General features: G+C 72.0%; 6 protein-coding genes. 5 read left to right on the forward strand and 1 reads right to left on the reverse strand.

Translation table 11 applies throughout. The features are described 5' to 3' along the window. The first annotated feature begins 17 nt into the window (after positions 1–17). Entirely contained in the window at positions 18–1,019 is a 1,002-nt protein-coding gene (locus ACIP64_RS18845; protein WP_401587732.1) for a cellulose-binding protein, read from the forward strand. A 10-nt stretch (positions 1,020–1,029) separates the two neighbouring features. Here the strand turns inward: ACIP64_RS18845 and ACIP64_RS18850 are convergent, their stop codons facing one another. Then, on the reverse strand, positions 1,030–2,505 hold the full coding sequence (locus ACIP64_RS18850; protein ID WP_401587734.1) for an MFS transporter: 1,476 nt from the start codon (positions 2,503–2,505) through the stop codon (positions 1,030–1,032). A 372-nt stretch (positions 2,506–2,877) separates the two neighbouring features. Here ACIP64_RS18850 and ACIP64_RS18855 point away from each other — a divergent pair, with 372 nt between their 5' ends. The 4 genes from ACIP64_RS18855 (at position 2,878) to ACIP64_RS18870 (ending at position 12,214) form a co-directional block, all read left to right on the forward strand. Further along, positions 2,878–3,666, forward strand: coding sequence for an ABC transporter ATP-binding protein (locus ACIP64_RS18855; RefSeq protein WP_360910823.1), 789 nt, complete (start codon positions 2,878–2,880; stop codon positions 3,664–3,666). After that, positions 3,663–6,242: an ABC transporter permease gene (locus ACIP64_RS18860; RefSeq protein ID WP_401587737.1), complete on the forward strand. Its 2,580-nt coding sequence runs from the start codon at positions 3,663–3,665 to the stop codon at positions 6,240–6,242. The genes ACIP64_RS18855 and ACIP64_RS18860 overlap by 4 nt, the downstream gene beginning before the upstream one ends. Before the next feature lie 996 nt (positions 6,243–7,238). Further along, the gene (gene mfd, locus ACIP64_RS18865; protein WP_401587740.1) at positions 7,239–10,787 is read left to right on the forward strand and encodes a transcription-repair coupling factor; all 3,549 of its coding nucleotides are present in this window, start codon (positions 7,239–7,241) and stop codon (positions 10,785–10,787) included. Positions 10,788–11,083: 296 nt separating this feature from the next. Next, positions 11,084–12,214, forward strand: a complete 1,131-nt coding sequence (locus ACIP64_RS18870; RefSeq protein ID WP_401587742.1) for an acyltransferase — start codon at positions 11,084–11,086, stop codon at positions 12,212–12,214. Positions 12,215–12,243: the final 29 nt, after the last annotated feature.

Raw genomic sequence — 12,243 nt, forward strand, 5'->3', positions numbered from 1 at the left:
CCCATGAATATGGGGGTATGAGTACGGCATACCCCTACGGCTTCGCCACGGGCCGCGGCCGTGGCTACCGCACCGACCAGGTGGACCGCTTCCTCGAGGAGTTGTCCGAGGACCGCGACGCCGCCTGGGAGCGTGCCGCACGGCTCACCGTCCTCGCCAACGAGATGGACGCCGAGTGCGCCGCCCTGCGCGACGTCGTCGCCGGCCTCGCCCCTCCCACCTTCGAGTCGCTCGGCGGCGGCGCCCAGGAACTGCTGCGCCTGGTGGAGGAGGAGGCCGCCGCCGTGCGCGACCGCGCCGAGGAGGAGGCCCGCACCGCGCACGACGCCGCCGAGGCCGCCCGGCGCACCCTGCTGGACGAGTCCCGTGCCGCCGCGCAGGCCCGCCGTACCCGTGCCGACGTCCAGGCCTCGGCCACGCTCGACGAGGCCCGCTCCACCGCCTCCGAGCTCGTCGGCACGGCCCGGCGCGAGGCCGCCCACCTGCGCGACGACGCCGCGCGGCGCCTCGACGCGCTGCGCCGGGACACCGAACGCGCCTTCGCCGCACAGGAGAAGGAGCGGCGCGAACGGCGCGACGCCCAGGAGCACGAACTCGCCGAGCGCGAGGCCGGCCTGGACGCGCGCCTGGCCGAACTCACCCACTACGCCGAGAACATGGTCGAGGAGGCCCGCCGCGCCCTGGCCGCCACCGAGGAGGCCGCCCGCCGCCGGGAGCAGGACGCCGAGGCGGCCGCGGCCGAACTGCTCGCCCAGGCCCGTGTCCGCGAGGAGCGCATCCGGCTGGCCGCCGAGCGCGAACTGCGCCAGCACGAGGTCCGCCGCGACGAGATCCGCGAGCATCTGGCGCACGTCCGCAGCAGCCTCGTCGCCCTCACCGGCGGCGAGGCCCCCGACACGGACGACACAGATGCCGCGGACTCGGGCTCCGCCACCGGGGAGGTGCCGCCGCCGGCGAAGTCCGATGACACCGACGACACCGACGACACCGACGACGCCGAGGGGAAGCAGGAGCCGTAGTCCCGCGGGACTACGGCTGCGGGTCCTCCTCCAGCACCGGGAAGCGGCGCGGGGCCACCAGGAGCACGGCGAGCAGCGCCAGCACGGCGGCCAGCGCCGCACCCGCGTAGACGTGGTTGACCGCGGCGGCGACCGCGCGCCGGACCGGCTCGCTCAGGTGCGCGGCGCCGGTGACCGCGTCGAGGTCGGTCCCCGAGCCGTGCAGGCGCGAGGCGAGGGTCGCGTTGGCGACGGCGCCGAAGACGGCGGCCCCGACGCTCTGCCCCACCTGGCGGCAGAAGAGGATCGACGAGGTCGCGGTGGCGCGCTCGCGCCAGGGCACCGTGGACTGCACGCCGACGATCAGCGGCAGCTGGAACAGGCCGAGGGCCGCGCCCAGCAGCAGCATGACGAGCGTGGGCTGCCAGGCCGGGCCGGCGTACGGGAGCATCACCAGCGCGACGAGGACGACGACGGCCGCCGCCATGCCGAGCGCGGCGGTGTCGCGGAACCCGATGCGCAGATAGACGCGGTTGCTCAGGGCGGCCGAGAGCGGCCAGCTGATCGTCATCACCGACAGCACGAAACCGGCCTGTATCGGCCCGAGGCCGAGCACGGTCTGCGCGTACGTCGGGAGGAAGACCGTCGGCGCCACCATCAGCACGCCGAGCATGCCGAGTGCGAGGTTGACCGCGACGATGGCGCGCCGCCGCCAGACCCAGCCGGGGATGATCGGCTCGGCCGCGCGCCGCTCGACCAGATAGGTCGCGACGCCCAGGACGACGCTGCCGCCGAGCAGCCACGGCCGGAGCGGGCCGCCCTGGACGAGGCCGCTGATGAGCAGCCCGCCGGAGAGGAACAGACCGAGCGCGCCGGGCCAGTCGACGCGGTGCCGGGTGCGGCGGGCGACCGACTCGCGCAGGTGGCGGGAGATGAGGAAGAGCGCGATCGCCCCGATGGGCAGGTTGATCAGGAAGATCCAGCGCCAGCTGGCGTAGCCCGACAGCAGCCCGCCGCACAGCGGGCCGACGACGGCGGAGACCGCCCACACCGTCGAGATCGCCGCCTGGATGCGGCCGCGCTCCTTGAGCCCGTACAGATCGGCGGCCACGGTCTGCACCGTGCCCTGGATGGCGCCGCCGCCGAGCCCCTGCACGATGCGGAAGGCGATCAGGCCGGCCATGTTCCACGAGCCCGCGCAGAGCAGCGACCCCAGCAGGAAGATCGCGATGCCGACGAGCAGCACCGGCTTGCGGCCGAAGGTGTCGGCGAGCTTGCCGTAGACCGGCAGGGTGACCGTGACCGCGAGCAGGTAGCCGGAGAAGAGCCAGGAGAAGACGGAGAAGCCGCCGAGCTCGCCGACGATCTGCGGGACGGCGGTGGAGATGATCGTCGAGTCCATCGCCGCCAGCGCCATCGCCAGCATCAGCGCGGCCACCACCGGCCCGCGGCGGATCGGCGGCGCGGCCACGGCCGCCGCGGTCGTGGTCTGATCGGTGCCCTGCACGGGAGAACCCCCTGGATCTGTGTACGACACACTTTTTCATGTCCGTACGGGTGCCGCACAGGGGGTTCTCGCAGGCCGGACACCCGGGCTTGAGCCTCCCGCCGCGGGAGGGTGCAGCATCGACCCCGAGCCGGGTCACCCGAAAGATGCAGTCCCCCTAGGGGGCGCACCGAGTTTTCTCCTACCCCCGGTTCGTACCGGCGGAGGACGAGCCACCCCTCCCGGGCTCCCTAGCCTTCTCGGTGGGGCTAACCCCCGGGTCGATACGGAGACCCGCACCATCGTCCAGGCCCCCGTCCGGCAGCCAGTCTGTAGAGGCGATGGCGCACGTCCGCACCAGCCAGGACATCCACCAGGAAAGCAGGACAGACAGTGACAACGGCAGTATCGATTCCCAAGTCCGGGGGCAGCGGAGAACGTACGGCCGTTGCCGCCAGTGCCCGCGGCGTGACCAAGGCGTACGGTTCCGGCGAGACCCGGGTCGTGGCCCTCGACGCGGTCGACGTCGACATCGAGCGCGGTCGCTTCACCGCGATCATGGGGCCGTCCGGCTCCGGCAAGTCGACCCTGATGCACTGCCTCGCCGGCCTCGACACCGTCACCGAGGGGCGGATCCTCGTCGGTGACACCGAGATCACCGGTCTCAAGGACAAGAAGCTCACGCAGCTGCGCCGGGACAAGATCGGCTTCATCTTCCAGGCCTTCAACCTGCTGCCGACGCTCAACGCGGCCGAGAACATCACGCTGCCCATGGACATCGCCGGCCGCAAGGCCGACCCCGAGTGGCTGCAGCGCGTCGTGGAGACGGTCGGCCTGGCCGGCCGCCTGAAGCACCGGCCCGGACAGCTCTCCGGCGGCCAGCAGCAGCGCGTCGCCGTGGCCCGCGCGCTCGCCGCCCGCCCCGAGATCATCTTCGGCGACGAGCCCACCGGCAACCTCGACTCCCGCGCGGGCGCCGAGATCCTCGGCTTCCTGCGCCGCTCGGTCGACGAACTCGGCCAGACCATCGTCATGGTGACCCACGACCCGGTCGCCGCCTCCTACGCCGACCGCGTCCTCTACCTCGCCGACGGCCGGATCGTCGACGAGATGCGCGACCCGACCGCCGACTCCGTCCTGGAGCGCATGAAGGACTTCGACGCCCGCGGGAGGACGTCGTGACCGTCCTCAAGACCTCCCTGCGCAACTTCGTCGCGCACAAGGGCCGCATGGCGCTCTCCGCCATAGCCGTCCTGCTGTCGGTGGGCTTCGTCTGCGGCACGCTCGTCTTCACCGACACGATGACCTCCACCTTCGACAAGCTCTTCGCCGCCACCGCCTCCGACGTCACCGTCACGCCCAAGAGCGCGCCCGGCAACGACGGCATGCAGATGACGGCGAAGGCCGCCACCGTGCCGGCCTCCGTGGTCGAGCGGCTCAAGACCGTCGACGGCGTCAAGGAGGCGACGGGCGAGGCCGGCAGCCAGACCCTGACCGTCACCGACAGCTCCAACGACAGCCTCAGCCCCACCTCCGGCGCCCCCACCATCGCCACCAACTGGGACTCCACCGAGGAACGTTCGGTCGACCTCACCTCCGGCCACGCCCCGCGCGGGCCCACCGAGGCCATGGTCGACGCCGACACCGCCGACAAGCACCACCTGAAGATCGGCGACGAGATCCGCGTCATCGCCATCCCCGGCGAGTTCCGCGCCCGGATCACCGGCATCGTCACCTTCAAGGTCACCAACCCCGGCGCGGCCGTCTTCTACTTCGACACCGCCACCACCCAGACGAAGATCCTCGGCGCCAAGGACGTCTTCAGCAGCGTCGGCCTGACCGCCGCCCCCGGCGTCAGCGACGACCAGCTCAAGAAGAACGTCGCCGCCGCGCTCGGCACCACCGGCGGCTACAAGATCCAGACCCAGGCCGAGTGGACCGCCGAGAACAAGAAGGACATCGCCGGCTTCCTCGACGTCATCAAGTACGCGATGCTCGGCTTCGCCGGGATCGCCGTCCTCGTCGGCGTCTTCCTGATCGTCAACACCTTCTCCATGCTGGTCGCCCAGCGCACCCGCGAGATCGGCCTCATGCGCGCCATCGGCGCCAGCCGCCGCCAGGTCAACCGCTCGGTGCTCATCGAGGCGCTGCTCCTCGGCGTCGTCGGCTCCGTCCTCGGCATCGGCGGCGGCGTCGGACTCGCCGTGCTGCTGATGAAGCTCATGGGCAGCATGGGCATGAACCTCGACACCTCCTCGCTCACCGTCAAGGCCAGTACGCCCGTCGCCGGCCTGGTCCTCGGTGTCGTCGTCACCGTGCTCGCGGCCTACCTGCCCGCCCGCCGGGCCGGCAAGGTCTCCCCGATGGCCGCCCTCCGCGACGCCGGCATCCCCGCCGACGGCCGGGCCGGCCGGGTGCGCGCCATGATCGGCGTGGTCCTCACGCTGGCCGGCGCCGGCGCCCTCGTGGCCGCCTCGCGGGCCACCAAGGCCACCGACGGCTCGGCCTTCCTCGGCCTCGGTGTCCTGCTCACCCTGGTCGGCTTCGTCGTCGTCGGGCCGCTGCTCGCCGGCTTCGTCGTCCGCGTCATCAGCGCCGGCGTCCTGCGGGTCTTCGGCCCCGTCGGCCGCCTCGCCGAACGCAACGCGCTCCGCAACCCCCGCCGCACCGGCGCCACCGCCGCCGCCCTCATGATCGGACTCGCCCTCGTCGCGGGCCTGTCCGTGGTCGGCTCCTCCATGGTGGCCTCGGCCAGCGACCAGCTCGACAAGTCGGTCGGCGCGGACTTCATCATCGCCTCCGACAGCGGCCAGCCCATCACCCCGCAGATCGAGAACGCGATCAAGGCCGCGCCCCACCTCGCGCACGTCACGGACTACAAGTCCCTCGACGCGAAGATCACCACCCCCGACGGCGCCGTCTCCGACACCAGCATCTCCGCCGCCGACCCCACCTACGCCCAGGACCTCCAGGTCAAGACCGTCGCCGGCGAACTCTCCGCCGCCTACGGGGCCGACGCGATGTCGGTCGGCGAGAGCTTCGCCGACAAGCACCACGTCACGCTCGGCGACACCCTCACCGTCCACTTCTCGGCCGGCAGTACCGCGAAGCTCAAGGTCACCGCGATCACCACGAAGGACACCGCCTTCGACGGCGGCGCGATGTACACCAACATCACCACCGCGGCCCACTACGTCCCCGCCGACCGGATGCCGATCAACGACATCATGTTCGCGGCCGCCGAGGACGGGCAGCAGGACGCCGCGTACGCCGGACTCAAGAAGGCCCTGCACGACTTCCCGCAGGTCCAGGTCCGCAACCAGGCCGACTACAAGCAACTGCTCAAGGACCAGATCGGCCAACTGCTCAACCTGATCTACGGCCTCCTCGCGCTCGCGATCATCGTCGCGATCCTGGGCGTCGTGAACACGCTCGCCCTCTCGGTCGTCGAACGCACCCGGGAGATCGGCCTCATGCGGGCGATCGGCATGTCCCGCCGGCAACTGCGCCGCATGATCCGCCTGGAGTCCGTCGTCATCGCCCTCTTCGGCGCGATCCTCGGCCTCGGCCTGGGCATGGGCTGGGGCGCCACGGCCCAGAAGCTGCTCGCCCTCCAGGGCCTCGGCATCCTCGAGATCCCCTGGCCGACGATCATCACGGTCTTCATCGGCTCCGCCTTCGTCGGCCTCGTCGCGGCACTGGTGCCGGCGTTCCGGGCGGCCCGCATGAACGTCCTGACGGCGATCGCGACCGACTAGCGCCGCGCCACGATGTGGGGGGCGGGGTTACCCGCCCCCCCCTCCCGTGTGCCCTGTGAAGTCACGCGCCCCGACGCGCGTTGTGGGGGGCCGGGTTCGGGGCCTCCGGGGCTGCACGTCCTGGACTGGATATTTACGTGCGTTTCCAGCGCCTGCCGTTGTTCGCCCCGGATGCCGCACACAAATATGCCGAACGTCCAGCACATCCACCCTCCCCCAGCTACCGCTGGGAGGTGCCCCCACCTCCCCCGCCCCCTCCGTTTCGCCATGCGCCTGATCCCCGGTGGGGGTGAGAAGGCGGCCGTGGCCCGGGCCGCAGTCAGCGCGGCGGAATCGGCCGCAGGAGAACGGCCACCAGCCTTTGGCCGGGGGGTTCCCGCAGGTGAGCATTCGCGCCTGATCCCCGGCGGGAGCAAGGAGGCGGCCAGACCACCCGTCGGTGCGGCACGGTCGGCTGCGGTCGATGATCAGCCGACAGACAGCGTTGGGCGGCCCGGCGGTCCTCTCGCGACGCTTCCCGGTGCGTTGGTGGTCCGGCCCGGTCCGGGTGCCTACAGGGGACGGCCGCGCTGCGCCGATGACGGCTTGAGCACGGTGCCGCTTCAGACCACCCACCGGGGATCAGGCGCTTGCAACTACGGAGGGGGCGGGGTCGTAGGGGTGGCGTTCTGGACACTGGAGCATATTTGGGTGCACGACCCGGAGTGATCAACGGAATGCACCTGAGGCACCTAAATGTGCTGTCCAGAATGGCAGCCCCGGAGGCCCCGAACCCGGCCCCCCGACAACGCGCGTCGGGGTACCTGACTTCACAGGGCTGGGGGCACCCCCGGCCGAAGGTTGGGGGAGGGCGGGCGGGTGGGGAAAGGGGCGGCCCCCGAAGGGAGGCGGCACCGGGTGTCAGCGAAGCGTCGTACGCTGGGACACCCCGGCCCGTTCCCACGCGTCGGGCTGTTCGCGCTGCCCCGCCTGTCTGCCTCTGGGACGGAAAGCCACATGAGCCTCAACGGTCTGCTCGACGTCGTCGTGGACGACCCCGCGCTCGCGGAGGCGGTCCGTGCCGCAGCCGACGGCAACCGCCCGCACGTCGATCTCGTGGGCCCGCCGGCGGCCCGCCCGCTGGCGCTGGCCGCGCTCGCGGCCCGCACGGGCCGCACCGTGCTGGCGGTGACGGCCACCGGCCGCGAGGCCGAGGACCTGACGGCGGCCCTGCGGTCGCTGCTGCCCGCCGACTCCGTCGTGGAGTACCCGGCCTGGGAGACGCTGCCGCACGAGCGGCTGTCCCCGCGCTCGGACACCGTGGGCCGCCGGCTGGCGGTGCTGCGCCGGCTGGCGCACCCCAGCGCGGACGATCCGACCGCCGGTCCGGTGCGGGTCGTGGTCGCGCCGATCCGCTCGGTGCTCCAGCCGCAGGTCAAGGGCCTGGGCGATCTGGTCCCCGTGGCGCTGCGCACCGGGCAGACCGCCGATCTGAACGCGATCGTGGACGGCCTCGCGGCCGCCGCGTACGCCCGTGTGGAGCTGGTGGAGAAGCGCGGCGAGTTCGCGGTGCGCGGCGGCATCCTGGACGTCTTCCCGCCGACCGAGGAGCATCCGCTCCGGATCGAGTTCTGGGGCGACGACGTCGAGGAGATCCGCTACTTCAAGGTGGCCGACCAGCGGTCGCTGGAGGTCGCCGAGCACGGTCTGTGGGCGCCGCCGTGCCGGGAGCTGCTGCTCACCGACGAGGTGCGGGCCAGGGCGGCGGAGCTCGCCGAGCAGCACCCGCAGCTGCGGGAGCTGCTGGACAAGATCGCCCAGGGCATCGCGGTGGAGGGCATGGAGTCCCTCGCCCCGGTGCTGGTGGACGACATGGAACTGCTGCTGGACGTGCTGCCCGCCGGGGCGATGGCGGTGGTCTGCGACCCGGAGCGGGTGCGGGCCCGTGCCGCGGACCTCGTGGCGACCAGCCGGGAGTTCCTGGAGGCGTCGTGGGCGGCGTCCGCGGGCGGCGGGGAGGCGCCGATCGACCTGGGCGCGGCCTCGCTGTGGGGCATCGCCGACGTCCGCGACCGGGCCCGGGAGCTCGGCACCCCGTGGTGGTCGGTGAGCCCCTTCGGGGCCGACGAGGACGCCGTCGACGGTGAGGCCGACACCCTGAAGCTGGGCATGCACGCCCCCGAGCTCTACCGCGGCGACACCGCCCGCGCGCTGGCCGACACCAAGGGCTGGCTCGCCGAGGGCTGGCGCACGGTCTACGTGACCGAGGGCCACGGCCCGGCCGCCCGCATCGTGGAGGTGCTCGGCAACGAGGGCATCGCCGCCCGGCTCGACACCGAGCTGTCCGGGCCGATCGAGCCCGCCGTCGTCCATGTCGCCTGCGGCTCGATCGAGAGCGGCTTCGTGGACCCCGCGCTGAGGATCGCCGTCCTCACCGAGACCGACCTGTCGGGCCAGCGCTCGTCCACCAAGGACATGGGCCGGATGCCGTCCCGGCGCCGCAAGACCATCGATCCGCTGACGCTCCAGTCGGGCGACTTCATCGTGCACGAGCAGCACGGTGTCGGCCGCTACGTGGAGATGGTGCAGCGCACCGTGCAGGGCGCCACCCGCGAGTACCTGGTGGTGGAGTACGCGCCGGCGAAGAAGGGCCAGCCGGGCGACCGGCTGTTCGTCCCGACCGACCAGCTGGAGCAGATCACCAAGTACGTCGGCGGCGAGGCGCCCTCCCTGCACCGCCTGGGCGGCGCGGACTGGACGAAGACCAAGGCGCGCGCCAAGAAGGCGGTCAAGGAGATCGCCGCCGACCTGATCCGGCTGTACTCGGCGCGCATGGCCGCCCCCGGGCACACCTTCGCGCCGGACACCCCCTGGCAGCGGGAGCTGGAGGACGCGTTCCCGTACGCGGAGACCCCCGACCAGCTCACGACGATCGCCGAGGTCAAGGAGGACATGGAGAAGTCGGTCCCGATGGACCGGCTGATCTGCGGCGACGTCGGCTACGGCAAGACCGAGATCGCGGTGCGGGCGGCCTTCAAGGCCGTCCAGGACGGCAAGCAGGTGGCCGTCCTGGTGCCGACGACGCTGCTGGTGCAGCAGCACTTCGGGACCTTCTCCGAGCGCTACTCGCAGTTCCCGGTCGTGGTGAAGGCCCTGTCCCGGTTCCAGAGCGACAGCGAGGCCAAGGCGGTCCTGGAGGGCCTGCGCGAGGGCTCGGTGGACGTGGTCATCGGCACGCACCGGCTGTTCTCCTCCGAGACGAAGTTCAAGGACCTCGGCCTGGTGATCGTGGACGAGGAGCAGCGCTTCGGCGTGGAGCACAAGGAGCAGCTGAAGAAGCTGCGGGCCAACGTCGACGTGCTGACCATGTCCGCCACCCCCATCCCGCGCACCTTGGAGATGGCGGTCACCGGCATCCGCGAGATGTCCACGATCACCACCCCGCCGGAGGAGCGGCACCCGGTGCTGACCTTCGTCGGGCCGTACGAGGACCGGCAGATCGCCGCGGCGATCCGGCGCGAGCTGCTGCGCGAGGGCCAGGCCTTCTACATCCACAACCGGGTGGAGAGCATCGACAAGGCCGCGGCGCGCCTGCGCGACCTGGTCCCCGAGGCCAGGGTCGCCACCGCGCACGGGCAGATGGGCGAGTCGCAGCTGGAGCAGGTCGTCGTCGACTTCTGGGAGAAGAAGTTCGACGTGCTGGTCTCCACGACGATCGTCGAGTCCGGCATCGACATCTCCAACGCCAACACCCTGATCGTGGAGCGCGGCGACACCTTCGGCCTGTCCCAGCTGCACCAGTTGCGCGGCCGGGTCGGCCGCAGCCGCGAGCGGGGCTACGCGTACTTCCTGTACCCGCCGGAGAAGCCGCTCACCGAGACCGCGCACGAGCGGCTGGCGACCATCGCCCAGCACACCGAGATGGGCGCGGGCATGTACGTGGCGATGAAGGACCTGGAGATCCGCGGCGCGGGCAACCTGCTCGGCGGCGAGCAGTCCGGCCACATCGCCGGTGTCGGCTTCGACCTGTACATCCGCATGGTCGGCGAGGCCGTCGCCGACTACCGGGCCGCGCTGGAGGAGGGCGGCGGCGAGGCCGAGGAGGCCCCGCTGGAGGTCAAGATCGAGCTGCCGGTCGACGCGCACGTCCCGCACGACTACGCGCCCGGCGAGCGGCTGCGCCTGCAGGCCTACCGCGCGATCGCCTCCGTCAACTCCGACGAGGACATCAAGGCCGTCCGCGAGGAGCTCACCGACCGCTACGGCAAGCTGCCCGAGCCGGTGGAGAACCTGCTGCTGGTCGCCGGGCTGCGGCTGCTGGCCCGCAAGGTCGGTGTCGCCGACATCACGCTGCAGGGTGCCAATGTGCGCTTCTCGCCGGTCGAGTTGCGCGAGTCCCAGGAGCTGCGGCTGAACCGGCTCTACCCGCGCACGGTCGTCAAGGCCGGGACCAAGCAGATCCTCGTCCCCCGCCCGAGTACGGCGCGCATCGGCGGCAAGCCGGTCGTCGGGCGTGAACTGCTCACGTGGACGGCGGAGTTGCTGACGGCGGTGCTCGGGGGCTGACGGGGGCGGAGGGGATTCTCCGCGTCCGGGTTCCCTCGCGGGGGAGTGGCATGTCTCACATCCGTCACACAGGCATTCCCTGCCCCACGAAGGATGGTTATGGTACCTACCGCCGGGCGTCAGCCCGGCTGGTGGACGCGGCATGCCCTGCCCCCACCGACCGGCGGTCCGGTCGGCGATCCGGGGTACACGGGAACCGGGACGCCCTCCCGCGCGGGGAGAGAGCCGTGCCCCCGAACACACGTGATCCGGAGCCCGGGCCGGACGACGTCCGGACCCGGTAAGCCCGACAGGGAGTGAGCACGATCTCCGTGCAGCCGACCATCACCGCCCCCGCCACCGCGACCGGGCCCGTCACCGCGGCAGAGACCGCTTCCGCCGAGGTGCCCCCCGCGAAACCGGTGCGTGAGCACCGGTACGACATCGACCTGCTGCGCGTCCTGTGCTCGATCGGCGTCATCGTCTGCCACGCCGCGGGCCAGTTCCTGAACGTCGTCGGCCGCCACCCGTCGGGGGGCGCCCCCGTCTACTGGGTCGCGCTCGTGGGCCACGGACTCAGCCGCTGCGCCGTGCCGCTGTTCTTCGCCATGGCCGGGTGGGTCGTGCTGTCCGGGGCGCCGCCGCGCAGCGAGGCGCAGGTGCGGACCCGGCTGGTCCGCATCCTGGTGCCCATGGCCGTCTGGACGGCCATCTACCTGCTGTGGGGCTGGGCGCAGGACACCAACCCCCACTCGACGAAGCGGCTGGCGTACGAGTCGCTGTTCGGCTCGGTCGCTCCGACCCTGCACCTGTGGTACCTGTACGCCTACGTCCCGGTGATCCTCGTGCTGTCCATGACGTCCCTGGTCAAGGACGGCAAGCGGCCCTGGGGCCTCGCGGTCGTGTTCCTCGCCCTCGCGCTGACGCCGGCCTTCCTCGACGACGCGGCGGGCGTGCTGAACATCGACATTCCCGAGTTCACCTGGGTTCCCCTGCCCTACCAGATCGCCTACGCGGCCGTCGGCGCCTTCCTGCTGGCACTGCCCGCGTCCGCCACCACGGGGCGGGGCCGGCGCACGCTGTGGCTGGGCGCCAGCGTGTGCGCCTGGGCCGCCGTGGTCCTGTACGAGCACTTCGTGCGCAACCCGGCGCCGTACGACGGCTTCATGATGCCGATCCTGGCCGGCACGCTGCTGATGGCGTTCAACCGGCTCACCGTCCCCAAGCGCTTCCGTCCGCTGCTCTCCAAGCTCGGCACCGCGGCCTTCGGCGCCTACCTGGTGCACCTGCTGTTCCTGAAGCTGCTGGCCCGCCACCTGGTCACGCCGGACGCCGGCTGGCTGGGCGCGCTGGGGCTGATGACCGTGCTTGTGGGAGTGACGGCCGTGCTGTCCTTCGCCGTCAGCATGCTGTGGACGCGGCTGCACCTGTCGCGCTGGCTGGGCTGAGCGGCTCGTCGGGCCGGAGGGGGACCGCC

It is taken from the genome of Streptomyces sp. NPDC088733 (assembly GCF_044751185.1).
Classification (GTDB): Bacteria; Actinomycetota; Actinomycetes; order Streptomycetales; family Streptomycetaceae; genus Actinacidiphila.